Annotated in this window: 19 protein-coding genes; 12 read left to right on the forward strand and 7 right to left on the reverse strand. The window is 73.0% G+C overall.

The annotated features are described in order from the left end of the window. Nucleotides 1–57: 57 nt before the first annotated feature. A complete protein-coding gene (locus AB4880_RS10035; protein ID WP_367919081.1) occupies nucleotides 58–2427 on the reverse strand; it encodes an ATP-binding cassette domain-containing protein in 2370 nt (789 codons plus the stop codon). Between the two features lie 118 nt (nucleotides 2428–2545). Here AB4880_RS10035 and AB4880_RS10040 point away from each other — a divergent pair, with 118 nt between their 5' ends. Beyond that, a complete protein-coding gene (locus tag AB4880_RS10040) occupies nucleotides 2546–3166 on the forward strand; it encodes a hypothetical protein (protein WP_367919082.1) in 621 nt (206 codons plus the stop codon). A gap of 469 nt (nucleotides 3167–3635) precedes the next feature. On the opposite strand, the gene AB4880_RS10045 is transcribed toward AB4880_RS10040, so the two are convergent. Together AB4880_RS10045 and trxA are read right to left on the reverse strand one after the other, a co-directional pair. Then, complete coding sequence (locus AB4880_RS10045) at nucleotides 3636–4688, reverse strand: LLM class flavin-dependent oxidoreductase (RefSeq protein ID WP_367919083.1); 1053 nt, start codon at nucleotides 4686–4688, stop codon at nucleotides 3636–3638. Next, nucleotides 4685–5035, reverse strand: coding sequence for a thioredoxin (gene trxA / locus AB4880_RS10050; RefSeq protein WP_367919084.1), 351 nt, complete (start codon nucleotides 5033–5035; stop codon nucleotides 4685–4687). Before trxA ends, AB4880_RS10045 begins: the two co-directional genes overlap by 4 nt. Before the next feature lie 283 nt (nucleotides 5036–5318). On the opposite strand from trxA, the gene AB4880_RS10055 reads away from it, so the two are divergent. The 3 genes from AB4880_RS10055 to AB4880_RS10065 are packed head-to-tail and all read left to right on the forward strand — an operon-like array spanning nucleotide 5319 to nucleotide 7777. Beyond that, nucleotides 5319–5879 (forward strand): NYN domain-containing protein, encoded by a 561-nt coding sequence (locus tag AB4880_RS10055; protein WP_367919085.1) that lies wholly within the window; start codon nucleotides 5319–5321, stop codon nucleotides 5877–5879. Nucleotides 5880–5923: 44 nt separating this feature from the next. Further along, nucleotides 5924–6898, forward strand: coding sequence for an NAD-dependent epimerase/dehydratase family protein (locus AB4880_RS10060; RefSeq protein ID WP_367919086.1), 975 nt, complete (start codon nucleotides 5924–5926; stop codon nucleotides 6896–6898). A 12-nt stretch (nucleotides 6899–6910) separates the two neighbouring features. Beyond that, nucleotides 6911–7777 carry an exodeoxyribonuclease III gene (locus AB4880_RS10065; protein WP_367919137.1) on the forward strand — a complete coding sequence of 289 codons (867 nt, stop codon included), beginning with the start codon at nucleotides 6911–6913 and terminating at the stop codon, nucleotides 7775–7777. Here AB4880_RS10065 and AB4880_RS10070 read toward each other — a convergent pair. Continuing rightward, complete coding sequence (locus AB4880_RS10070) at nucleotides 7774–9003, reverse strand: MFS transporter (protein WP_367919087.1); 1230 nt, start codon at nucleotides 9001–9003, stop codon at nucleotides 7774–7776. The genes AB4880_RS10065 and AB4880_RS10070 overlap by 4 nt on opposite strands. A 188-nt stretch (nucleotides 9004–9191) precedes the next feature. Here AB4880_RS10070 and AB4880_RS10075 point away from each other — a divergent pair, with 188 nt between their 5' ends. Further along, complete coding sequence (locus AB4880_RS10075) at nucleotides 9192–10115, forward strand: hypothetical protein (RefSeq protein ID WP_367919088.1); 924 nt, start codon at nucleotides 9192–9194, stop codon at nucleotides 10113–10115. Nucleotides 10116–10127: 12 nt separating this feature from the next. Here AB4880_RS10075 and AB4880_RS10080 read toward each other — a convergent pair whose 3' ends face one another. Further along, nucleotides 10128–12689, reverse strand: coding sequence for a glycoside hydrolase family 65 protein (locus tag AB4880_RS10080; protein WP_367919089.1), 2562 nt, complete (start codon nucleotides 12687–12689; stop codon nucleotides 10128–10130). After that, entirely contained in the window at nucleotides 12686–13441 is a 756-nt protein-coding gene (locus tag AB4880_RS10085; protein WP_367919090.1) for an HAD family hydrolase, read from the reverse strand. The genes AB4880_RS10080 and AB4880_RS10085 overlap by 4 nt, the downstream gene beginning before the upstream one ends. Before the next feature lie 97 nt (nucleotides 13442–13538). Here AB4880_RS10085 and AB4880_RS10090 point away from each other — a divergent pair, with 97 nt between their 5' ends. Both AB4880_RS10090 and AB4880_RS10095 read left to right on the forward strand, forming a co-directional pair. Continuing rightward, a complete protein-coding gene (locus tag AB4880_RS10090) occupies nucleotides 13539–14864 on the forward strand; it encodes a cytochrome P450 (RefSeq protein ID WP_367919091.1) in 1326 nt (441 codons plus the stop codon). Between the two features lie 129 nt (nucleotides 14865–14993). Further along, nucleotides 14994–15374: a group I truncated hemoglobin gene (locus tag AB4880_RS10095; RefSeq protein WP_367919092.1), complete on the forward strand. Its 381-nt coding sequence runs from the start codon at nucleotides 14994–14996 to the stop codon at nucleotides 15372–15374. Here the strand turns inward: AB4880_RS10095 and AB4880_RS10100 are convergent. Beyond that, complete coding sequence (locus AB4880_RS10100) at nucleotides 15343–17913, reverse strand: helix-turn-helix transcriptional regulator (RefSeq protein ID WP_367919093.1); 2571 nt, start codon at nucleotides 17911–17913, stop codon at nucleotides 15343–15345. The genes AB4880_RS10095 and AB4880_RS10100 overlap by 32 nt on opposite strands. A 151-nt stretch (nucleotides 17914–18064) precedes the next feature. On the opposite strand from AB4880_RS10100, the gene AB4880_RS10105 reads away from it, so the two are divergent. From AB4880_RS10105 to AB4880_RS10125, 5 genes are all read left to right on the forward strand, one after another. Beyond that, on the forward strand, nucleotides 18065–20467 hold the full coding sequence (locus tag AB4880_RS10105) for a cadherin-like domain-containing protein (RefSeq protein ID WP_367919094.1): 2403 nt from the start codon (nucleotides 18065–18067) through the stop codon (nucleotides 20465–20467). 168 nt (nucleotides 20468–20635) lie between these two features. Further along, a complete protein-coding gene (locus tag AB4880_RS10110) occupies nucleotides 20636–21166 on the forward strand; it encodes a Dps family protein (RefSeq protein ID WP_367919095.1) in 531 nt (176 codons plus the stop codon). A gap of 49 nt (nucleotides 21167–21215) precedes the next feature. Then, on the forward strand, nucleotides 21216–22421 hold the full coding sequence (locus AB4880_RS10115) for a cytochrome P450 (RefSeq protein ID WP_367919096.1): 1206 nt from the start codon (nucleotides 21216–21218) through the stop codon (nucleotides 22419–22421). Next, nucleotides 22418–22987 carry a TetR/AcrR family transcriptional regulator gene (locus AB4880_RS10120; RefSeq protein ID WP_367919097.1) on the forward strand — a complete coding sequence of 190 codons (570 nt, stop codon included), beginning with the start codon at nucleotides 22418–22420 and terminating at the stop codon, nucleotides 22985–22987. The genes AB4880_RS10115 and AB4880_RS10120 overlap by 4 nt, the downstream gene beginning before the upstream one ends. A 101-nt stretch (nucleotides 22988–23088) precedes the next feature. Further along, entirely contained in the window at nucleotides 23089–24330 is a 1242-nt protein-coding gene (locus AB4880_RS10125) for an HNH endonuclease signature motif containing protein (protein WP_367919098.1), read from the forward strand. Nucleotides 24331–24356: the final 26 nt, after the last annotated feature.

Here is a 24356-nt window from a genome sequence, read left to right on the forward strand (position 1 = left end):
GTTGCAACGGGCAGGAAGTGCAGGAATCCCCGCTGAAGCGGGGATTCCGACACGCCCTCAGCCCCCGACGTACGCCGCGAGGTGCTCGCCGGTCACGGTTGCCTTCGACGCGACCAGGTCGGCCGGCGTGCCCTCGAACACCACCGTGCCGCCGTCGTGGCCGGCGCCCGGCCCGAGGTCGATGATCCAGTCGGCGTGGGCCATGACGGCCTGGTGGTGCTCGATGACGATCACCGACTTGCCGGCGTCGACCAGTCGGTCGAGCAGACGGAGCAGGTTGTCGACGTCGGCGAGGTGGAGGCCGGTGGTCGGCTCGTCGAGGACGTAGACGCCGCCCTTGTCGCCCATCCGCATGGCGAGCTTGAGCCGCTGCCGCTCGCCGCCGGAGAGCGTGTTGAGCGGCTGGCCGAGCTTGAGGTAGCCGAGGCCGACGTCCTCCATCCGCTGCAGGATCGACGCGGCGGCGGGGGTCTTGGCGTCGCCGGAGGCGAAGAAGGCGTGCGCCTCGGCGACCGGGAGGTCGAACACCTCGGCGATGTTGAGCCCGCCGAAGGTCAGCTCGAGCACCGCGGCCTGGAACCGCTTGCCGCCGCACTCGTCGCACAGCGTCGCGACCGTCTCCATGAAGCCGAGCTCGGTGTAGATCATCCCGTTGCCGTTGCAGCTCGCGCAGGCACCCTCGGAGTTGGCGCTGAAGAGCGCGGGCTTGACGCCGTTGGCCTTCGCGAACGCCTTGCGGATCGGCTCGAGCAGCCCGGTGTAGGTGGCCGGGTTGCTCCGCCGCGAGCCCTTGATCGCGCCCTGGTCGATGACCACGACGTCGTCCTGCGGGGCGATCGAACCGTGGATCAGCGAGCTCTTGCCCGAGCCGGCGACGCCGGTGACGACGCACAGCACGCCGAGCGGGACGTCGACGTCGACGTCGCGCAGGTTGTGGGTGGCGGCGCCGCGCACCTCGATCATCCCGGACGGCGTCCGCACCGACTCCTTGAGGGAGGCGCGGTAGGCGAGGTGGCGCCCGGTGAGGGTGTTGGAGGCGCGCAGCCCCGCGACGTCGCCCTCGAAGCAGACCGTGCCGCCGCCGGTGCCGGCGCCCGGGCCGAGGTCGACGACATGGTCGGCGATGGCGATGGTCTCGGGCTTGTGCTCGACGACGAGGACGGTGTTGCCCTTGTCGCGCAGCTCGAGCAGCAGCTGGTTCATCCGCGCGATGTCGTGGGGGTGGAGGCCGATGGTGGGCTCGTCGAAGACGTAGGTGACGTCGGTGAGCGCCGAGCCGAGGTGGCGGATCATCTTGGTGCGCTGCGCCTCGCCGCCGGACAGCGTGCCGGCGGGGCGGTCGAGGGAGAGGTAGCCGAGGCCGATCTCGACGAACGAGTCGAACAGGTGCAGCAGGTTGCGCTTGAGCGGCGCCACCGAGGCGTCGTCGATCGAGCGGACCCACTCGGCCGCGTCGGTGATCTGCATGGCACAGACGTCGGCGATGCTCCGGCCCTGGATCTTCGAGGAGCGCGCCGCCTCGTTGAGCCGGGTGCCGCCGCAGGCCGAGCACGCCGCGAAGACGGCCGCCCGCTCGACGAAGGACTTGATGTGCGGCTGCAGCGAGTCGACGTCCTTGCTGAACATCGACTTGCGGATCTTCGGGATCAGCCCCTCGTAGGTCACGTTGATCTTGTCGACCTTGACCTTGCGCGGCTCGGCATAGAGGAAGTCGTCGAGCTCGCGCTTGGTGTACGTCGCGATCGGCTTCTCGGGCGGCAGCACGGCCTTGAACGCGGCGACCATCCAGCCGTCGGCGGTGTAGCCCGGCACCAGGATCGCGCCGTCGACCAGCGACTTGGACTCGTCGTAGATCTGGGTGAGGTCGAGGTCGGAGACGGTGCCGCGGCCCTCGCACTCGGCGCACATGCCGCCGAGGTAGATCGCCTGGCGCACGACGTTCTTCTCGACCCGGCCGCCGGCCTTCTCGGTCTGCATCACGCCGCTGGCCTTGCGGGTCGGCACGTTGAAGGCGAAGGCCGTCGGCGGGCCGATGAACGGGTCGCCGATCCGGCTGAACAGCACCCGCAGCATGGCGTTGGCGTCGGTGGCCGTGCCGACCGTCGACCGTGCGTTGGCACCCATCCGCTCCTGGTCGACGAGGATCGCGGTGGTGATGCCCTCGAGTACGTCGACCTCGGGCCGGGCCAGCGACGGCATGAAGCCCTGCACGAAGGTGCTGTAGGTCTCGTTGATCATCCGCTGCGACTCGGCGGCGATGGTGCCGAACACCAGCGAGCTCTTGCCCGAACCGGACACGCCGGTGAAGACGGTCAGCCGTCGCTTGGGGATCTCGACGCTGACGTCCTTGAGGTTGTTCTCGCGGGCGCCCTGCACGCGGATCTGCTCGTGACTGTCGGCGGGGTGCACGGTGGGGTCGGTCGGCATGCGCCCATCATGACCGATGGCGCCGACAGCGGGACCCGGGAGGCGGGGCGTCGTTGGGGTGTACGAGAATCGCCAGTCCCGGAGCGGGTTTCGGGGTGACTACGTGGGGGAGGGCGCCGTGGATACCGAGCTGAGGGAGCCGGTGACGACGTCGTACGAGGAGTTCGGCGTCAGCTGGATCCACCGGGTGCTCCACAAGGACCGCATCCTGCACACCATCGACCAGGTCCTCGGCGACCAGATCGCGCTGGGCCCGATCGGCGCCGGGCCGGGGCGTGCGTTCGCGAGCGTCAGCTTCGTCGGCACCTACCGGCCGACCACCGGCGAGCTGGTGCCGGGCGAGCTGCTGACCTACGCGATCGACCTGCCGATCAGCGTCGTCTTCGACCTCGACCTGCCGCTGGACCGGCTGACGTTCAACGCGGAGGTCGTCGTACCGCTGGTGCTGGTCGTGCACACCGAGGCGCCGCTCAGGCTGCGCCTCGAGCTGATCACGCCGACCGAGGACCAGATCGGGCTCGAGCTCAAGACCGACACCCGCCGCGGCGCGATGCTGCGCAAGGTCGCGGGACTGGACGCCGAGCTGCGCCGGTTCCTGCTCAAGGTGCTCGACACCGAGCTGGCCAAGCCGTACGTGCGACGGGCGACCTACCTCGACATGGAGGAGCTGATCACCGAGGCGTGGCCGGCGTTCACCGCGCAGTTCCTGCCGCGGGGAGCCGAGGACCGCAAGGCCTGACGGGGCGAGGTGACCGCGTCGTGGAGCGCGCCGCAGGCCACCGCGATCAGCGGGATCCACACGGGGATCAGCATGAACGCGAAGATCGGGAGCAGCTGAAGGGCGTCGTTCATGCGTCCGAGTCTCAGGTCGGACGGCGTGCCGGTGCTTGTCACGGGAGACAGAGCCCGCGGGGCGCTTTGTGCTCGCGGCACTACTGCGCCGCGAACGAGGTCAGCTGCGGCTTCTCGTAGCGCGCGCAGTCTGCTCGTAGCGGTAGCGGCAGCGGTTGTAGGCGACCGGGTCGAGCAGCAGCCGGGGCGGGAGGGTACGGCGAGCGAGCCGGATCAGCCCCAGGTAGACCCGCAGCTCGGCCCGTCGTACGCGCGTCCAGCGGACGCCGTCCCCGCCGCCGTCCTGCAGGGCGACATCGAGGTCGAGCGCGACCGGCTGGTCGACGTCCTCGTCGACCTCTTCCGCGCCGTCGACGTCAGACGGTGACCGGCTCCGCCGCGAGCAGCTCGCGGACCCGCGGCACCACCTGGGTGCCGTAGAGCTCGATGCTGCGCAGCAGCTGCGGGTGCGGCATCGCGCCGTTGCTGTACTTCAGGTCGAAGCGCTGGATGCCGAGCGCCCGGACGGCGCCGGCGATCTTGCGCGCGACGGTCTCGGGGGACCCGACGAAGAGGGCTCCGTGGTCGACCTCGGCGTCGTACTGCGCGCGGGTGCCGGGGCCCCAGCCGCGCTCGGCGCCGATCCGGTTGCGGCTCTCCTGGAAGTGCGGGTACATCTGCTCGCGCGCCTCGTCGTCGGTGTCGGCGACGAAGCCCGGCGAGTGGACGGCGATCGGCAGCGCCGGCTGCTGGAACTCCGCCAGCGCGCGCCGGTAGAGGTCGGTGAACGGCGCGAACCGAGCGGGCTCGCCGCCGATGATCGCGATCGCCAGCGGGAAGCCGTAGTTGGCCGCCCGGACGACGGACTCGGGCGAGCCGCCCACGCCGATCCACGTCGGGATCGAGCCGCGCTCGGTGGTCGGGAAGACCCGGGCGTCGCGCAGCGGCGGACGCAGCTCGCCGCGGCTCCACGTGACCGGCTGCTCGCCCTGGAGGGCGGCCCAGAGGTCGATCTTCTCGCTGAAGAGCTGGTCGTAGTGGGCCATGTCGTAGCCGAAGAGCGGGAACGACTCGGTGAACGAGCCGCGGCCCATGGTGATCTCGGCCCGGCCGTCCGACAGCGCGTCGAGCGTCGCGAAGCGCTCGTAGAGGCGCACCGGGTCGTCGGAGCTGAGCACCGTGACCGCCGTACCGAGCTTGATCCGCTCGGTGCGCGCCGCGATCGTCGCCAGCACCATCTCGGGGCTGGTGACCGCGAAGTCGTCGCGGTGGTGCTCGCCGATGCCGAACACGTCGACGCCCACCTGGTCGGCCAGCACGGCCTGCTCGACGATATTGCGGATCACCTCCGGGTGCGCCAGCCGCTCGCCCGTCGCCGGGTCGAGCGTGACGTCTCCGAAGGTGTCGAGCCCGAAGACCAGCTCGCTCACTTCTCGGCCGCCTTGGCGGCCTCGACGTCGAACTCGCGGACCGCGGCGATGACCTGCTCGAGCGCGGGCGCCGGCAGCGCACCCGCCTGGGAGAACACCAGGGCTCCCTGCTTGAACGCCATCAGCGTGGGGATCGACGTCACCCGCGCGGCCGCGGCGAGCTGCTGCTCCTCCTCGGTGTTGACCGAGGCGAAGACCAGGTCGCCGTGCGACTCGGAGGCCGCCTCGTAGATCGGGGCGAAGTTGCGGCACGGGCCGCACCACGACGCCCAGAAGTCGACGAACACGATCTCGTTGTCGAGGACCGTCTGCTCGAAGTTGCCGGCGGTGAGGTCGATGGTGGACATGTCCATCCTCAACGTCTGCGGGGCGATTTTGTTCCCTGCGGTGCGGGGTGCGGGCGGCGGCGCGGGCGGTGGGCCGGCCTTGTAACTCGGTGTTACGGGATCCACCACGGTCGAGCGTCACCTGCCACGGTCGAGCGTCATCCACCACGGTGAAGGGCGATCCACCACGGTGGAGCGTCATCCACCACGGTGTCGTTACCGGTCACAGCGCCGTGGTGGTTACACGGACACCGAGTTACACGCGGGTCCCGCCGCCGCCCGGACCATGCCCTAGCCTCCTCCCATGGGCGAGACCGCGCGCACCACCCACGTCCTCGTCGACGGGGAGAACATCGACGCCACCCTGGGGACGTCCATCCTCGGACGCCGTCCCCGCCCCGAGGAGCGGCCGCGCTGGGAGCGGCTGCTGCAGTTCGTGGAGCGGCGTTGGGGCCAGCAGACCAACGGCCTGTTCTTCCTCGCCGCCAACAGCGAGCTGCCGATGTCGTTCGTGCAGGCGCTGCTCGCGATCGGCTTCCGGCCGGTGCCCCTGTCCGGCGGCGCCAACCAGAAGGTCGTCGACATCGCCATCCAGCGCACGCTGGAGGCGATCCGCGAGCGGGACGACGACGTGGTGCTGGTCAGCAACGACGGCGACTTCGTCGAGCAGGTCGAGGGCGTCCTCGACGGGCGGCGGGTCGGGCTGGTCGGCTTCACCGAGTTCCGCAACAGCCAGTTCGCGCAGCTGACCACCCGCGGGCTGGAGTTCTTCGACCTCGAGTACGACGTCAACGCGTTCAACGAGCGGCTGCCGCGCGTCCGGATCATCCCGATCGACGAGTTCGACCCGACGCAGTTCCTCTGAGCGTCGTGCTTGTCCTCGGCCCGATCTCCGGGTGAGATGGGGCGATGCGAATCCTGGTGCTCGGCGGTAACCGGTTCCTGTCCCGCGCGGTCGCGGCCGAGGCGGCCCGTCGCGGCCACCAGGTCGTGTGCGCCAACCGGGGGCAGTCCGGCGCCATCCCACCCGGCGTGACGACCCTGCGGTGGGACCGGTCGGAGCCGGCGCCCGACGAGCTCACCGACGGCGAGCCGTACGACGCCGTGGTCGACGTGTCGCGCACACCCTCCCACGTGCGCCGCGCGCTGGCCGCCGTCCCGGACGCGCACTGGGTGTTCGTGTCCACCGTGTCGGTCTACGCCGACGACACCGACCCGGCCGGCCCCGGCGTCGGCCGGCTGCGCGAGGCGATCGACGACGACGTCGACCCGACGGCGAGCGTCGACGCCTACGGCGGGATGAAGGTCGCCTGCGAGCGGCTGGTCCTCGACGCGGTGCCGGGCGCGGCCGTCGTACGACCGGGCCTGATCGTGGGGCCCGGCGACCCGAGCGGACGGTTCGCCTATTGGGCGCGGCGCTCGGAGGCGACCGGCGACGTGCTCGCCCCGGGGCGGCCGGACGACGTGGTCCAGGTCATCGACGTCCGCGACCTCGCGGCGTGGATCGTGACCCTCGCGGAGGAGCGGACCGGCGGCGTCTTCGACGCGGTCGGCGAGCCGCTCCCGATCGGCGACCTGCTGGCGCTGTGCCTGCCGCACGCGCGCCTGGTGTGGGTCGACCACGCCTTCCTCGAGGCGGAGGGCGTCGAGCCGTGGTCGGGGCCCGACAGCATCCCGCTGTGGCTGCCCCGCCCGGCCTACGACGGCATGCTCGCGCACGACGCCGGGCCTGCGATCGCCGCGGGACTCGAGCTGCGGCCGGTCGCCGACACCACGCACGACACCCGCGGCTGGCTCGAGGCCGACCCGGCCGCGCGGATCGGCGGGATCACGCTCGAGCGTGAGGCCGACCTGCTCGACCGGTGGAGCGCCCTGACTCCTTAACATGCAGCGGTGCTGCGCATCGCGACCGTCAACGTCAACGGCATCCGGGCCGCCCACCGGCGGGGCTTCGGCGACTGGCTGGCGACCCGCGGCTGCGACGTGGTCACCCTGCAGGAGGTCCGCTGCCCGGTCGACCAGCTGCCCGACGACGCCTTCGGCGACTACGAGTCCGCCTACGACGCGGGGCAGCTCGCGGGGCGCAACGGCGTCGCCGTCCTGACCAAGGTGCCGCCGCTGGCGGTCCGGACCTGGTCGGTCGCCGACCCCGACCGGCCGCTGCCGCGAGCGCTGCGCACCCACGCGACCGAGGGCCGGTACGTCGAGGTCGACCTCGCCGACGCCCCGGTGACGGTGGCCAGCCTCTACCTGCCCAAGGGCGGCCTGCCCGCGCACCTCCAAGACCCCAAGCGGATGCGCGAGGCGCCCGACGGCGGCGCGAAGTACGAGCGCAAGATGGCCTTCCTCGCCGGCTTCGCCCGCCACCTCGGCGCGGCCCGGCGCCGGGCGGCCGCCGAGGGCCGGGAGTTCCTCCTCACCGGCGACCTCAATGTGGCCCACACCCGCCTCGACGTCGCCAACTGGCGACGCAGCAACCAGGTCGAGGGCTTCCTCCCCGAGGAGCGGGAGTGGATCGCCGCCCAGCTCTCCCCTCGCACGCTGGTCGACGTGGTGCGGCGACTGCACCCGGACGTCGAGGGGCCGTACTCGTGGTGGAGCTGGCTCGGCCGCGCCTACGAGCGCGACGCGGGCTGGCGGATCGACTACCACCTCGCGACGCCGGCGCTGGCCCGCGCGGCGGTGGTGGCGGTCGTCGACCGCGAGCACGACGGCGTCCGGCTCAGCGACCACGCGCCGGTCGTCGTCGACTACGACTTCTAGGACACCGAGCGCTCGCCCGCGACCGGGACGAGCGTGATCGCGAGCAGCGGCAGCAGGCCGGCCAGCGCGAAGGTGGCGCCGTAGCCCCAGAGCGTGATGGTGAGGCCCGCGAGGGGCGGGACGACGGCGGCGACCAGGTGCTGGCCGGTGTTCTGCAGGCCCAGCGCCCGCCCGGACCAGAACGGGCCGGCGCGCTCGGCGACGGCGGTGAACGCCAGGCCGTTGTCGGCGACGGTGACCGCCGACGCGACGACCAGGAAGAGGACGGCGAGCGGCGCCAGATGGGTCGCGGCGGTGAGCCCGAGCAGCCCCATCGTCGCCGCGGCGAGGACGGCGACCGCCCGCATCGGCCGCATCCGGCTGCCGAGCAGGTCGGACACCCAGCCGGCCGCGATCCGCGCCGCGGCGCCGGCGACCTGGGTGAGCGCCACGATCAGTCCGGCGCGGCCGGGCGACCAGCCGAGGTCCTCGACGAGCCAGGTCAGGCCGAACGTCCAGACCGCGAACTGCGGGACGACGAGCAGCATCGAGGCGCCGTGGACGCGGGCGAGGAAGGTGTCCGCGCGGTAGGGGTTGGCGGCCGCCTGGGCCTCGTGGTGCGGCGGCCGCGGCGGGTCGAGGACGACGAGGGCCACCAGGACGCCCGCGACCACCGTCGCGCCGGTGGGGACCCACAGCGCCGGGCCGACGCCGTACCGGTGGGCGAGGGCGGCCACCGTCGCCGCCGCGAGCCCCACCCCGAGTGGCTGCCCGGTCTGCCGGATGCCCATCGCGACGCCGCGCCGCTCCGGCGGGAACCAGCCCACCACCACGCGCCCGGACGCCGAGTTGGTCGCCGCCGCGCCCGCACCGGCGACGAGGAAGGCCGCGGCCAGCAGCACCGGCCGGTCGGTGAGCGTGCCCGCCGCACCGCCGGCGGCCGTGATCGCCAGCCCGCTGATCAGCGCGAACCGCTCGCCACGCCGGTCGACGAGCATCCCCCACAGCACCAGGGTGCACATCAGCCCCACCATCGCGGCCGACGCCACGAGACCCGCCGCGGGCAGGGACATCCCGTGCCCGCCCTCGGCCACCGGGCGGTGCAGCTCGGGGATGAGGAAGGACGGCGCCACGACCATCGCCGCGGTCGCCGCCTGGCCGCCGGTGCTGACCGCGAGCATCGCCCAGCGACGGGCGGGGGTGACCGTGCGGCCGCCCGCGCGCTGCGGGGCGGCGGTCGAGGTCACCGGTCCAGTAGACGCCCGTCCGCGAAGGTCCGGGACGCGGATCTCACGTCCGGCGGTGTGACATTGCCGTCACCGGGGTAGGCCCCATCCCGAATTCTGGGGAAAGCGCGGCCGATCCGCCCCGAAGCGGCCCGGCCTCGCGGACCCTGGAATCCGCCGGGGACGCTGGTGGGGCCAGGGGAGGGCACATGATCGAGCAGAGACGCGCAATGACCACCGCGGTGAGCGGGCTGAGCGAGCTGACCGAGCTGGTCGGGCACGCGCTCGGCCGGGCGGTCCGGCTGACGCCGCACCTCACCGCCATCCCGTACGGCGGCCTGCTGCTCCAGGTCCGCGACCGCGTGCCGGCCGGCGCCGCGCCCGCCGGGAGCCCGGTCGCGCTGGCGCGGTGGGGCGTCGACGACGCGACCTCCGCGAGCATCCTGGCCGAGGCCTCCGTCCTCGCGGCGCTGAGCAGCCGGGCCGACCGTCTCGTCGTGCCGGAGGTGGCGGCGCTGACGACCTGGCACGGGCGGCCGCTGCTGGTTCAGGAGTGGCGGACGGCGGCGGGGCCGGTGCGCGCCCCCGGGGCGCGGGAGCGGCGGGCGGCCGAGCGGTCGATCGTCGCGCTGGCGTCGCCGGCCGAGCTCGGCAGGTCCTACGCCGACGGGCTGCGCGGCGAGCTGCGCGAGCTGGAGCACACCGGCTTCGCCGACCAGCTGCTCGCGACCCTCGACCGGCTCGCCGAGCGCTACGACCTCGACGCGCTGCCCCGCGGCGGCTGCCACGGCGCCTGGTCCTCGCGGACCCTGGCCGCCGGTCCCGGCGGGTCGGTGCTGGCGTGGGGCTGGGACCGCTATCGCGCCAACCGGCCGGTGGGCTTCGACGCATTGCACCACCGGCTGATCGAGCTGCGCGGCGACAGCCGCTCGCCCGACGCCGGCACGGCGCTCGTGGCCGAGGCGCCGCGCCTGCTCGGGCGCTGGCACGGACGCGTTGTTCCCGAGGCGTCGTGCGTGGCGCGACTGCTCCTGCTCGAGCTCGCGGCCCGCGAGCTGCGCGAGGTCGGGCCGCGAGGCGCGCCGGTGTCGTGGCTCGCCGACTGGATGGCGCCGACCGTCTTCAGCGCCTGAGCTCGCGCCGCCTCAGTCGCCGGACGGCACGATCGCCGAGATCACCGTCCCGTCGGCCCGCTGGATCCCCGCCGGGTACGGCGGCTCGCCCTCGAGCCGCGGCCCCTGGTGCTTCAGCGCGACGACCGCCGGCGCCCCCGGAGCGACCGTGACCGCGGTGCCTCGCACCGACACGGTGACCGGGCGGACGCCGTGCTCGACGTACAGCTCCAGCTCGTCGGGCCGCACCGTGACGCGCAGCCGCGTGCCGTGCAGGGTCACCCGGTAGACGAGCGACGACCACTCCGACGGCAGCCGCGGGTCGAACTGCCACTGCTGGTCGCCGGCCGCCGAGCCGATGTCGCGGAAGCCGCCGAAGCCGCAGACGAGAGCGGTCCAGGCGCCGCCGGTGGAGGCGACGTGGATGCCTTCGGCGGTGTTGTTGTGGCGGTCGTCGAGGTCGACGAAGAGCGCGGACATGAAGTAGCGCAGCGCCAGGTCGGCATAGCCCACCTCGGCGGCCATGATCGACTGCATCACCGCCGACAGCGTCGAGTCGCCGGTGGTGATCGGGTCGTAGTAGTCGAAGTCGGCCTTCTTCTGCTCGGCCGTGAACTCCTCGCCCTGCAAGAAGAGCGCGAGGACGACGTCGGCCTGCTTGAGCACCTGGAACCGGTAGATCACCAGCGGGTGGTAGTTGAGCAGCAGCGGCCGCTTCTCCAGCGGCGTGTTCTCCAGGTCCCACATCTCGCGCTCGAGGAAGTGCGCGTCCTGCGGGTGGATGCCGAGGAACTCGTCGTACGGGATCGACATGCCCTGCGCGCACTCGGCCCACTCGTCGGGCTCGTCGGCGGTCAGGCCGGTGCGGCGCACCAGTGCGTCGTAGGCCTTCGGGTCGTCGCGCTGCAGCTCCCAGACGGCGCGGGCCGCACGGCGCAGGTTGAAGCGCGCGAGCACGTTCGTGTAGAGGTTGTCGTTGACGACGGTCGTGTACTCGTCGGGCCCGGTGACGCCGTGGATGTGGAAGGTACGCCGCGACTCGTCGCGCCAGAAGCCCAGATCGGCCCACAGACGGGCGGTCTCGACGAAGATGTCGACCGCCTCGCGGGCCAGGAACTCCTCGTCGCCGGTCGCGCCGACGTACTGGCTCAGCGCGTACGCGATGTCGGCGTCGATGTGATACTGCGCCGTCCCGGCCGCGTAGTAGGCCGACGCCTCGTGTCCGTTGATGGTGCGCCACGGGAAGAGCGCGCCCTTCTGCGACAGCTCGCGGGCGCGCTCGCGGGCGCTGGCGAGCAGCGAGTAGCGGAAGCGCAGCGCGTTCCGTGCGGCCCACGGCATCGTGTAGGTGAGGAAGGGCATCACGTAGATCTCGGTGTCCCAGAAGTAGTGGCCGCCGTAGCCGGAGCCGCTCACCCCCTTGGCCGCGATGCCCTGCCCCTCCGCGCGGGCGGAGGCCTGCAGCACCGCGAAGAGGTTCCACCGCACCGCCTGCTGCAGGGCGGGCTGGCCGGGGATCTCGACGTCGGCGCGCGCCCAGAACTCCGCCAGCCAGGCTTTCTGCGCGGCGTACTGCTGGGCCACGCCCTCCTCGCGGGTGCGGTCGAGCGTCCGCTCGCAGCGGTCGATCAGCTCGCGCGGCGGGACCTTCGTCGCGGTGTGGAAGGAGACCAGCTTGGTCAGCCGGACGGGGATGCCGGGCTCGGCCGCGATCCGGTAGATCACCTTCGCCAGGTCGTCCTCGGAGTGCACCGTCATCGAGTGGTTCGACGCCGTCTCCAGTGTGTGGTCGGCGACGACGCCGATCGTCATCCCGCTGTCGACGGTCCGGTAGCCGAGCTTGATCCGCCCGGTCTCGGGGTCGGCGCCGTGGATGCGTGGCGCGAGGACGCGCCGCTCGAACGCCTCGGCCTTGCGGGGATCGGCGCCGTTCTTGCCGTTGACCCCGCCGTTGTCGACGGGGAGCCCGGCGCTCGGGCCCACGCCGGGCGGCGACTCGAGGTGCTCGTCCTGCCGGTTCACCAGCTGCGACGAGATCGACAGCGACGCCGGGTGGTCGAGGAGGGTCACCTCGAAGGTGAGGACGGCGAGATGGCGCTGCCCCAGCGGCACCATCCGCGAGCTGCGGATACGGACTCGCTTGCCGCCGGGGGTGCGCCACAGCAGGTCGCGGCTGAGCACGCCGGTGCGGAAGTCGAGTGCGCGCTCGTACTCGAGCAGGTCGGCGACCGACACCTGCAGCGGCTCGTCGTCGACGTAGAGCCGGATCACCTTCGGGTCCGGCACGTTGACGATCGTCTGCCCCACCCGCGCGAAGCCGTACGCCTCCTCGGCGTGGGAGATCGGCCAGGTCTCGTGGAAGCCGTTGATGTAGGTGCCGTCGACGTGCGCGTCGCGGCTCTCGGAGTTGTTGCCGCGCAGGCCGAGATAGCCGTTGCCGACCGTGAACAGGGACTCCATCGTGCCGCGGTCGGACATGTCGAACCGGGTCTCGACCAGCCGCCACTCGTCGACCGGGAACCGGGTGCGGTCGAGCGGGTCCTCGACCGGCGGCGCGACGTGCGAGGGGCCCGGGCCGCCGTCGGGCGCGTTCACCCGCGGCTCCCCGCGACGAGCTCGGCGAGGTCGCCGACGACCACGTCGGCGCCGGCCCCGCGCAGCGCGTCCGCGCCGGCGCCGCGGTCGACGCCGATCACCAGCCCGAAGTGGCCCGCGCGTCCGGCGGCGACGCCGTTGATCGCGTCCTCGAGTACGACGGACCGCTCGTTGGTCGCGCCCAGCTCCTCGGCCGCATGGCCGAACGTGTCGGGCGCCGGCTTGCCGGGCAGGTGCAGCTCGGCTGCGAGGCCGCCGTGCATCACGAAGTCGAAGTCGCCGGTCAGCCCGGCCGCGGCGATCACCGCGGGGGCATTGCGCGAGGACGACACGACCGCCAGCTTCTTGCCGCGGCGGTGCAGCTCCTCGATCAGCGTGACCGAGCCGGGATAGGCGACCACGCCGTCGGTCTCGAGGATCGTCGTGAACGCCTCGTTCTTGCGATTGCCCAGGCCCATGACGGTCTCCGCGGTCGGTGGGTCGTCGGGACTGCCCTCCGGCAGTGTGATGCCGCGCGACGCGAGCACGGCGCGCACGCCGTCGTAGCGGGGCTTGCCGTCGACGTACTCGAAGTAGTCGCGCTCGGTGTACGGCGGGTACACCGTGCCGTCGTGCGCCGAGCGCTCCGTCAGGAAGGCGGTGAACATCGCCTCCCAGGCGTGCATGTGCACCTCGGCCGTCGGCGTGACCACGCCGTCGAGGTCGAAGAGCACGGCGTCGTACCGGTCCCATTCCACTGCTGTGTCAGGCACCCGCTCAGGCTAGCCCGGAACCGGCCCCGGTCCCTCAGGGACGCGATCAGGGTCACTCCTGATGTGTCCTGGGCGTCTCGTCTGATGGAATACGCCCATGCGGCTCCCCCTTCTCGGCCCGATGCTGGGCACGGTCAAGCAGCGCGTCGGCATCTGGCTGCTCAACCGGACCATGCGCAACGGCATCGACCTGCGGAAGCTGCGCTTCCTCCCCGACTCGATGACCCTCCCGCTCAAGCGGGACGGCCTCGACCCGCTGCCCGCGATGGCCCAGGTCCAGGCGGAGACGCCGGTCAAGAAGCTCGCCGACCTGTTCGGCAAGGGCGTGTGGCTGGTGTCGGGCTACGAGGAGTCGCGCGAGGTGCTGTCCGGCGGCGCCGAGCTGTGGTCCAACGATCTCGGCCAGTTCGTGTCGCAGGAGGGCCGCTCCGAGGAGGAGCAGATCGGCGGCCTCGGCATGACCGACCCGCCGCTGCACACCCAGCTGCGCAAGTACCTCACGCCCGAGTTCACGATGCGCCGGCTCGCCCGCCTGCAGCCGGGCATCGAGTCGATCGTGCGCCAGCGCCTCGACGCGATGGAGGCCGCGGGCCGCGACGGCAAGGCCGTCGACATGGTGCAGGAGTTCGCGTTCGCCGTCCCGTTCGACGTGATCTGCGACTTGCTCGGCCTGCCGGTCGACGACCGCAAGCGCTTCCTCGAGCTCGGCGTTGCCCGCTTCGACCTCTCCGAGGGCGGTGCCGGCGCGTTCGGCGCGGCCGCCCACACCCGCGAGTTCCTCATCAACGCGGTGCGCGAGCAGCGCGACAACCCGGGCGACGGCCTGATCGGTGCGCTGCTCAAGGAGCACGGCGACGAGCTCGACGACGTCACCCTCGGCGGCATCGCCGACGGCGTCTTCCTCGGCGGCTACGAGACGTCGGCCAGCATGCTCGCGCTCGGCGCCTACCTGATCGCCACCACGCCCGAGGCCGGCCGGATGCTCCGCTCCGAGAACGCCGAGCAGGTCAACCAGGTCGTCGAGGAGCTGCTGCGCCACCTGTGCGTCGTCCAGCTCGCCTTCCTGCGCTTCGCCAAGCAGGACGTCGAGGTCGGCGGCGTGACCATCAAGGCCGGCGACGCCGTCGGCGTCTCGCTGCTCGCCGCCAACCGCGACCCCGCGCTGGCGCCGGGGCTCGACACCTTCGACCCGACCCGCGAGCCCACCCGCCACCTGGCGTTCGGCTGGGGCATGCACCGCTGCGTCGGCGCCGAGCTGGCGCGGATGGAGCTGCGGACCGCGCTGCGGATGCTCGCCGAGCGCTTCCCCGACCTGGCCATGGCCGCCGACATCTCCGACCTCGACTTCCGCAAGCTCTCGGCGGTCTACGGCGTCGAGGCGCTGCCGGTGTTCCTGGGCTCGCCGGACGTCGTCCCGGCCTGATCTCCTGGTCTCACCCGGCACCACTGTCGTCCTTCGGGCGCTTTCCGAGCGGAGATGCCGGGTGCGACGGAGGATCTGAGTAGGCGTTGCTCAGGCGAGACCCGGCCGGGCGCCGCTAGCGTCCTCGCCATGAGCGCGTACGACGCCGTCGGCGGATCCGGCGGGGTGAGGGCCGCGGTCGCGGTGTTCTACCAGCGGGTGCTGGACGATCCCGACCTCGGCGGCTGGTTCGGCGACGTCGACCTGGCCCGGCTCAAGGCCCATCAGCGCGCCTTCCTCGGCCACGCGCTGGGTGGCCCCGAGCTGTTCGGCGGCCGCGGACTCGCCGACGCCCACGCCGGGCTCGGCATCACCGATGCCGCCTTCGACGCGGTCGTCGAGCATCTGGTGCTCACCCTGCACGACCTCGGCGTCGAGGGGGCGACGCTCGCCACGGTGCGGGCCTTCCTCGAGACGCGCCGGGCGGACGTCGTCGAGCTCAGCTGCCCGCCAGCTCCTGGCGGCCGCTGACGCCGAGCTTGGTGTAGACCGACTGCAGGTGGTTGTCGACGGTCCGCGACGACAGGAACAGCTGGGCCGCGATCTCCTTGCTGGTCGCGCCTCCTGCCGCCAGCGCGGCGATCTCGCGCTCGCGCGGGGTGAGTGGACTGGTCGCCTCGGCGGAGCGGACGACGGGCACGTCGAGGCCGTCGCAGCGTCGGACCAGCTTGTCGGCGCGCGCCCATGCGGCGGTCGCGGCCCGTGCGCCCTTCAGGGCCCGCGCGGCGCCGGCGGCGGCCGCGGCGGCGAGCCGGAGCCCGTCGCGCTCCTCCCACCGCTCGCAGATCTCCAGCAGCCGGGTGTGATCGCCCGCAGCGGCGGCGGCCGCATGGTCGGCCAGCAGGTCGAGGTAGCCGCTGGCCGCGCCGTCCGCGATCCGCCGGAGCGGGACGACGGCCGCGTCAGCCCGGTCGAGCTCGATCGCGGCCTCCCAGGACGTCGCGGCGAGCGCCAGGTTGCCGCCGGCCTCCGCCTTGCCCGCCGCCTCCTCGATGTGGCGCAGGATCCCGGCCGCGTCGGCGCCGCCCTCGGCCCAGCCCCGCGCGAGCGCCAGCCAGGACGACGGCACCAGCTCCGCGGGGATCTCCGCCAAGGTCGCGCGGGCCTTGTCGAGCGCGCCGGTCGCGCCGTGCACGGCGGTCAGGCTCAGCCGGGCCAGGACGGCGAGCCCCGGCGGCCCGACCGACGTCGCGCCGCTGATCGTCTCGGCCAGCCAGCGCTCGGCTGCCGCGAGATGCCCGGCGTCGGACGCGATCCGGCCGAGCAGGAACTCGATGGAGCGGCCGAGGATCTCGTCGCCGCCGTCGGCCGCCTCGGTGAGCGCGCGCACGGCGGTGGCCCGTGCGGCGCCGTACCGACCGGCGAGGTGCTGCACGGTCGCCAACGTCAGGCTGGTCTCGCTGCGGAACAGCCCGAGCACCTGGCCGTCGGTCGCCTCGGCGAAGGCGACCGCGGTCTCCGCGGCAGCCATCGCCTCGTCCTCGCGGCCCAGGCAGCCGAGCGCGATGGCGCGGGCGTGGGCGATGCGGGCCCGGTCCTGCTCGGTGTCGCCGAGCAGCGCGGCGAGCCGGTCCGCAACCTCCACGGCCTCCGCGGGGCGGCCCGCCGAGACCAGCGCCGCGATCCGGGTGAGCTCGAGCGCGGGGCTCGGGCGGCTGGCCCTGCTCGCCGCGCGGTCGAGGACGTCGAGCGCCGCGATCGGCCCGCGTCCGGTGAGCTGGGCGACCGCGACCAGTCGGGTCAGGCGCACGCCCGGCGTGCCCTCGCCGGTCAGCCGCTCCAGCGTGCTGAGCGCCTCGTCGGACCGTCCCGCCCGCAGCAGCGCGTCGGCGCGGAGCAGCAGCAACTCGCCGTCGCCGGGGGCAGTGCGCAGACCGGCATCGGTCAGCCGGATCACGAGCAGGTGGTCGCCGGTGCCGGCGGCGTAGCGCGCGGCCGCGACGATCAGCTCCGGATCGGCGCCGATCCCCGCCTCTAGCTGCCACATGGTGACGAGCAGGGCCTGCGGTGTCCCGCCCGCGCGCTCGGCCAGCAGCGCGGCCTGCTCGGTGAGGATGTCCTCGACCCGCAGCCGCGACATCGCCTGCACGAGCACGGTCGCGTAGACCGGCTGCGCGGGCGCCACGCCCCGCTCGCCGACCCGCACCAGCCCCGCCTCCTCGAGCGCCGCGAGCGCCCGTCGTACGCCGTCGCCGGGGAGCTGGTCGGGACGCAGCTCGCCGCACACCGCGAGCCGCTCCAGCGCGTCGCGCGCCTCGGGCCCGAGCGGCGCGAGCCGGGCGAGCACCAGGTCGCGCAGCGTCGGTGTCGCGCGCGCGTCGCCGGCGAGCTGCCACATGTCCGTGCTCGCGTGCAGCGTCTCGTCGGCGAGAGCGCCGAGCACCAGCTCGCGCAGGTAGAGCGGGTTGCCGCCGCTCGCGGCATGCAGCGTGGCCGCGGTGCGGTGCGCGACCGGGCCGTTCAGCGCGCCTTCCAGCACCGCCATCGTGGTGGCCGGGGTGAGCGGCTCGAGGTCGACGCGTACGTCGCGGGCGGCGCTCCAGGTCGCGACCAGCGGGTCGGGCAGCGGGTCTCCGGCGCGCAGGGAGACGACCAGGCGCAGCCGTCCGGCCGCGGCGAGCTGGGCGACGAGCAGCAGGGACGTCGAGTCGAGCAGGGTCGCGTCGTCGACCACGAGGACCGTCGACCGGCCGGCGGCCGCGTGCGCGAGGGCGGCGGCCGCGTCGGCGAAGAGGCGGGCGGGATCGGCGGGTGCGCCGTCGTACGGGCTGAGGCCGGGTAGCTGGGCCGACAGCGCGCCCAGTGGCACCACGGCGAGGATCGCGCTGCCGACGACCTCGACGACGTGGTCGCCCTGGGCGCTCGCACGGGCCGCGATCTCCGCCAGGAAGCGGGACTTCCCGACGCCGGTCGCTCCGTGGACGGTGACCACGCGCGCCGGGCCGGACAGGGCCGAGAGTGCGGCGTCGAGCTCGCGTTCCCTCCCGAGAAGAGGCCACGGTCCGGGCATGCGGGGAGTCTAGGGCGGTCGACCGGGGGCTGGGCCGCATCGGTGAGCAATCGTCCGCCCGACCTGAGTAATCGCCGATTCTTTACCTGAGCACCCGGTTGAGCAGCGCTTGCCCATCCGCCCGCGCATCCCCGCGCCCGAGGGTGGAGCCATGTCCCCACCCTCACTCGTCGCCGCCGTCCTGACCGGATTCGCGGCCACCCTCGTCGCGCTCGTCCCCGGCGCCGCGCACGCCGATCCCGCGGCGGCGCCGACCGTGCCGACCCAGTACTTCAGCACGACGTACGGCACCACGCTGACCGGCAACCTCTGCGCCGGAGCCACCGACCCGCAGGGCGGTCCGATCACCGTCGACTCGGTCGCGGCGACCGACGTCACCTTCACCTACCTGAGCTCGACGTGCGCGTTCACGCTCAAGCCCGGCACCTACGAGGGCCCGCTCACCATCTCCTACAAGCTGACCGACGGCGTCAACGTGAGCAACCCGCAGAAGATCGTCGTCACCGTCGGCCGGCAGGGGAATGCGGCGGTCGTCACGCAGACCGAGTCCTTCGCGACCGGCAAGGGTCTCAAGCTGATCTTCTCGAACCTGCAGGGCCAGCTCACGGCCAACGACCTCGATCCGGAGGGCGCTCCGATCACGACCCAGTCGCAGACGATGCCCGAGAACGGGGCCTTCCTGCCCGGCGAGGACTTCCTGGGCGCTCCTGCGTACGGCACCAAGGCCTACGTCTACACGCCGCCGACGGGCTTCGTCGGCACCCGCCGGTTCACCTACCTCGCCAGCGACGGGGTGAACACGACCCAGCAGGTCTACACGATCACGATGACCGACCAGGGCCCGCAGAAGCTGCCGGTCGCCAAGCCGGACGCCTACGACGTCCCCAAGGGCGGCAGCCTGACGACGACCAAGGCCAACGGTCTGCTCGCCAACGACTCCGACGCCGACTCGGCGTACCTCCAGGTCAACGGGCACACCGACCCCGCCCACGGCACGCTCACGGGGCTCGACAACTACACCGGCGCGTTCACCTACACGCCGCAGCCGGGGTATGTCGGCGCCGACTCGTTCACCTACCGGGTGACCGACTCCGAGGGCAACGAGACGCCCTTCGCCACCGTCAGCCTGAGCGTGAAGTCGCTGCCGCCGGTGGCGGTCGACGACGCCCTCCAGGTCGCGCAGGACACCGCGACGGTGATCCCGTTCTCGACGCTGACCGCCAACGACTCCGACCCCGACTCGTCGTACGTCGTCGTCAGCGTGCTCGGTGGCGGCCACGGCACCGCGCTCGCCAGCTATGCGGCGAAGACGATCACCTACACGCCGAATCCCGGCTACAGCGGGCCCGACACGATCATCTACCGCCTGCGCGACCCCGACGGCAACGACAGCGGATGGGCGAACGTGGCCGTCACCGTCGTCCCGACGGGCGTCAACCAGGCGCCGGTCGCCAACGCCGACGGCTACCAGGTGCACCAGGGCAAGCCGCTGACCGTGAGCGCCGCGCAGGGGCCGCTGGCCAATGACACCGACTTCGAGAAGCAGGCTCTCCAGATCGCGTCGCACGGGACGCCGCAGCACGGCACGTTCACCGTCTTCGACGACGCCACCGGCGCCTTCACCTACCAGCCGCAGGCCGGCTGGCACGGCACCGAGACGATCACCTACACCGCCAAGGACCCGCAGAACGCCGTGAGCGGCTCCGCGACCATCACGATCGAGGTCGTCAACGACGCGCCGGTCGCCGTCGACGATGCGTACGACGCGGTGCCCGGCGTCCCGCTGCACGTCTCGGCGGCCGAGGGCGTGCTCGCCAACGACACCGACCCGGAGGGTCTCCCCGTCGAGGCCACCGACTGGGGCTTCCCGTCGCACGGCATGCTGGCGCACAACAACGACGGCTCGCTCGTCTACACCCCGGACGCCGACTTCACCGGCGTCGACACCGTCGCCTACGCGGTCCGCGACGACGCCTGGCAGAAGTCGAACTACGCCACCGTCACGTTCACCATCGCCACCGGCGAGCTCACGCCCGCGACGCCGACCCTGCCGGGGCCGGCGCAGGTCGGCCGGCCGCTCGTCGCGAAGCCCGGGTCGTGGGGGCCCGGGACGGTGAGCCTCGGCTACCGCTGGCTGCGCGACGGCACGGCGATCGACGGCGCCACCGCGGCGTCGTACACGCCCGGGGCGGCGGACCTCGGCCACCGGCTGAGCGTCCGGGTGACCGGGTCGCGCACCGGCTACGCGAGCGCCGAGCGGACCAGCGCCGAGGTGCTGGTCGGCGTGGGGACGCTGAGCGCGCCGACGCCGCGGGTCACCGGCACGGCCAGGACCGGCCGGCGACTGCGGGCGGTGGCCGGGACCTGGGGGCCGGCGCCGGTGACGCTCACCTACCAGTGGCTGCGCAACGGCAAGGCGATCAAGGGCGCCACGAGGGCGTCGTACCGAGTCGGGCGCAAGGACCGCGGCAAGCGGATCGCCGTCCGGGTGACCGGATCGCGGCCGGGCTGCACGACGGCGGTCCGGGTGAGCGCGGCGAAACGGGTGCGCTGAGGAGGATTGAGCCGGGGGGATCCGGGGGAAGAGACGGGCCTGTGCCGCGCGCTCCGATCGTGGGGACGGTCGCGCGGCACAGGCTCTCGGGGCGCTCCGGCCGGAGCAGCGGGGAAGGCTAGGCTCGCTTTCCTGGAATCATTCAAGAAAAGGTGGCACGGTGGTCGCATGACCACCGCGACCCAGCACCGCACCCGTCAGCACGTCTCCCACCCGGCCTTCCGCGCCGACGAGCAGCTCGCCGCGAACCTCCAGCAGGTCCTCGTCGACCTCAACGACCTCGCCCTCCAGGGCAAGCAGGCGCACTGGAACGCCGTGGGCGCCAACTTCCGCGACCTGCACCTCCAGCTCGACGAGATCGTCGCCGCCGCCCGCACCTTCACCGACGACGTGGCCGAGCGGATGCGCGCGCTCTACGTCGTCCCCGACGGCACGTCGGCCCGCACCGCCGCCCAGTCCAGCCTCCCGGCCTTCCCGCGCGGCGAGGTCGACACGGGTGAGGCGATCGACGCGATCGTCGCGTCGCTGTACGCCGTGACCGGCACCGTCCGCCGCGTCCACGACGAGGTCGACGCCGCCGACCCGACCAGCGCCGACCTGCTGCACACGATCCTCGAGCGGCTCGAGCAGCTGGCCTGGTTGACCGACGCCGAGCGCCGGCTCCCGGGCGCGTCGGTGCCGGAGGCGATCGTCGTCTGAGTCGGGCAAGTTGCTAGACAGATCAGCCGACATGTCTCACGCTAGGGACATGTCGGCTGAACTGTCTCACGGCTACCGCCCCGGCGGCGGCACCGCGTGGCGCGACCCGTGGACGTCGTACGCCTGGCTGCGCGACCACGACCCCGTGCACCACGTGACCCCGTCGCGGCGCCCGGGCGACGACTACTACGTGCTGTCGCGCCACGCCGACGTCCTGGCCGCGGCGGTCGACGTGGCGACCTACTCGAGCACGGGCGGGCTCACCGTCGAGTACGACGAGCTCGAGCGGATCGGCCTCGTCGACAACCCGCCGTTCGTGATGACCGACCCGCCGGTGCACACCACCTTCCGCAAGCTGGTCGCGCGCGGGTTCACGCCGCGGCAGGTGCGCGACCTCGAGCCGGTGGTGCGGGCGTTCGTGGTCGAGCGGCTCGAAGGCCTGCGCGCGGCGGGCGGGGGCGACATCGTCGCCGAGCTGTTCAAGCCGTTGCCGAGCCTCGTGGTCGGCCACTACCTCGGCGTCCCGGCCGCCGACCAGCCGCGCTTCGACGACTGGAGCGGCGCGATCGTCGCGGCCAATGTCGCCGGTGAGGGCGAGGCCGCCGCCGTGGGCGCAGCCGGCGCGACGATGGAGCTGATGGGCTACTTCTCCGAGCTGGTCGAGCGGCGCCGCCGCGAGCCGGGCGACGACACGGTCTCGCAGCTGGTGCAGGCCGACGTCGAGCTGCTGGAGATCCTCGCGTTCGTGTTCACCATGGTCGCCGGTGGCAACGACACCTCGACCGGCGCGCTCGGCGGCGCCGTTCAGCTGCTCGCCGACCGGCCCGACCAGCGCGCCCTGCTCGCCGCCTCGCCCGCCCTGGTGCCTGATGCGGTCGACGAGTTCCTCCGGCTGACCTCGCCGGTCCAGGGCCTGGCGCGGACGACGACCCGTGAGGTGGCGCTCCACGACCGGGTGATCCCGGCCGGGCGCAAGGTGCTGCTGCTCTACGGCGCCGGCAACCGCGACCCCCGCACGTACGGCCCCGACGCCGACGCGCTCGACGTACGCCGTCGGCCGAGCCAGATCCTCAGCTTCAGCCAGGGCCACCACCACTGCCTCGGCGCGGCCGCCGCGCGGCTGCAGATCGGCATCGCCCTGACCGAGCTGATCACCCGGATCCCGGACTTCGCGGTCGACGCCGACGCTGTCACCTGGGCGCCCGGCGCCTACGTCCGCCGTCCGCTGTCGATGCCGCTGGAGGTGCTCGCGTGAGCGGTTGGGTCGATCGCCGTACGCCGGCGGAGGGGCGGATCCTCGACGCGGCCGGCGAGCTCTTCGCCGTCCGCGGCGTCGGCGCCGTCGCGATGGGCGAGATCGCCGCCGCGGCCGGCTGCTCCCGCGCCACCCTCTACCGCTACTTCCCCGACCGGGCCGCGCTGCTGCTCGCCTACGTGCAGCGCGAGGCGGTGCGCGTCGGAGCCCTGGTCGCCGCCGACCGCGCGGCGACCGTGACGGACGCCGTCCTCTCGGGGCTGCGCCACGTCCGCGCCACCCCCACCCTGGCCGCCTGGTTCAGCGAGGCCGATGCCGCGCGCTCCGCCGACCTCGCCCACCGCTCCGACGTCGTCGCCGCCCTCGGCCTGACCATGGCCCCTGACCGCGACAGCGCCCGCTGGCTGGTCCGGGTCATCGTCTCGCTGCTGACGGTGCCCGGTGGCGACGAGGCCGAGGAGCGGCGTCTGGTCGAGCGGTTCGTCGCGCCGGTGGTGGGGCCGGTGGTGGGGCCGGTGGTGGGCTCGTCGGAGTCGGTGGGCTCAACGGCCGAGCGGGGCGGCTGATCGAGGCGGCTTCTTGCCGGATCCGGCAAGAATCGGGCCATCTGGACGTGGGTTGCGGAAGTGCCCTTGGCGGGTCTGGCTCAACGTGTTGGGATGGAGTCATGGCTCTTCCGACCGCTCCCGACGCCGGCGTCAGCACGATGCTGGCGTCGCTGCGGGCCGAGGTCGAGGGCCGCGAGGCGTCGCTCATCCGCGAGTGGGCGACGATCGCCGCGTGGGCGCTGGAGAACGTGGTCGAGGGCGTCGAGGGCGCGGCCACGATCCGCGACGGCTACATCGACACCGGCCTCCCTGTCGCCGGCGACGGCGCACCCCTGGTGTCCGAGTTCGCCCTCATGGAGCTCGTGGCCGTCCTGGACCGTACGCCCGACGGCGGCCGCGACTACGTCGGCCACGTCCTGGGCTGCGCCTGGCGCCTCCCGAACGTCTGGGCTGCCGTCATGGCCGGCCGGTTGGCGCCGTGGCGCGCCCAGCGGATGGCCGAGGAGACGCACCCGCTGTCCGCGGAGGCCGCGGCGTTCGTCGACCGCAACCTGTTCAACGCCTCTGGCGTGGGCTGGGCCCAGCTGGAGCGGCTGATCGCCGAAGCGATCATCCGGTTCGACCCTGAGCGTGCCGAGGCCGAGCGCGCGGCCGCCGCCGACCACCGGTACGTCGACATCGACCAACCGAACAGCAACGGCCTGGCGTCCGTCAGCGGCCTGCTCGATGCCGCTGACGCCCACGACCTTGACGAAGCAGTGTCTCGTCGCGCCACCCTCCTCGGCACGCTCGGCAGCGAGGCGCCGCTCGACGTCCGTCGCTCCCAGGCGGTGGGCGAACTGGCACGGGCGGACCTGATGCTCGACCTCGAGGGCAGCCCTGCGAAGCGCGCGACCCTCAACGTCCACATCACCGACACCACGCTCTCGGGGGACAACCCCGTGGGTCGGTGGAACGACCGCCCGATCAGTGCCGAGCAGGTCCGCGCATGGCTCGGCTCGGCGACCACGGTGGTGGTGCGGCCGGTCATCGACCTCGCCGAGCACATCCCGGTCACGTCCTACGAGATCCCCGAGCGCCACCGCGTGAGCGTCGAGCTCCGCGACCACACCTGCCGATTCCCCCACTGCGGCAGGAAGGCCTCACGCTGCGACCTCGACCACGTCCGACCGCACGGCAAGGGCGGACCCACCTGCCCCTGCAATCTGGTCCCGCTCTGCCGCCGGCATCACCGGGCCAAGACCCACTCGAAGTGGCGCTACGAAGTCACCAAGCCCGGCACCTACACGTGGACGAGCCCCAACGGCTTCACCTGGCAGGTCGACCACCGCGGCACCCACGCCCATCCGCTCCGAACATGAGTCGATAGCAAGCGCATCAACTCATT

This window comes from Nocardioides ginsengisoli, assembly GCF_039537225.1.
In the GTDB taxonomy this organism is placed as follows: Bacteria; Actinomycetota; Actinomycetes; order Propionibacteriales; family Nocardioidaceae; genus Nocardioides; species Nocardioides ginsengisoli.

Excerpts from the sequence above, each read along its gene's own strand:
- AB4880_RS10090 (WP_367919091.1), top strand. The coding sequence starts at position 13,539 with ATGCGGCTCCCCCTTCTCGGCCCGATGCTGGGCACGGTCAAGCAGCGC.
- AB4880_RS10110 (WP_367919095.1), top strand. The coding sequence starts at position 20,636 with ATGACCACCGCGACCCAGCACCGCACCCGTCAGCACGTCTCCCACCCG.
- AB4880_RS10125 (WP_367919098.1), top strand. The coding sequence starts at position 23,089 with ATGGCTCTTCCGACCGCTCCCGACGCCGGCGTCAGCACGATGCTGGCG.
- AB4880_RS10060 (WP_367919086.1), top strand. The coding sequence starts at position 5,924 with ATGCGAATCCTGGTGCTCGGCGGTAACCGGTTCCTGTCCCGCGCGGTC.
- AB4880_RS10115 (WP_367919096.1), top strand. The coding sequence starts at position 21,216 with ATGTCGGCTGAACTGTCTCACGGCTACCGCCCCGGCGGCGGCACCGCG.
- AB4880_RS10105 (WP_367919094.1), top strand. The coding sequence starts at position 18,065 with ATGTCCCCACCCTCACTCGTCGCCGCCGTCCTGACCGGATTCGCGGCC.
- AB4880_RS10100 (WP_367919093.1), bottom strand. The coding sequence starts at position 17,913 with ATGCCCGGACCGTGGCCTCTTCTCGGGAGGGAACGCGAGCTCGACGCC.
- AB4880_RS10055 (WP_367919085.1), top strand. The coding sequence starts at position 5,319 with ATGGGCGAGACCGCGCGCACCACCCACGTCCTCGTCGACGGGGAGAAC.
- AB4880_RS10075 (WP_367919088.1), top strand. The coding sequence starts at position 9,192 with ATGATCGAGCAGAGACGCGCAATGACCACCGCGGTGAGCGGGCTGAGC.
- trxA (WP_367919084.1), bottom strand. The coding sequence starts at position 5,035 with ATGTCCACCATCGACCTCACCGCCGGCAACTTCGAGCAGACGGTCCTC.
- AB4880_RS10095 (WP_367919092.1), top strand. The coding sequence starts at position 14,994 with ATGAGCGCGTACGACGCCGTCGGCGGATCCGGCGGGGTGAGGGCCGCG.
- AB4880_RS10035 (WP_367919081.1), bottom strand. The coding sequence starts at position 2,427 with ATGCCGACCGACCCCACCGTGCACCCCGCCGACAGTCACGAGCAGATC.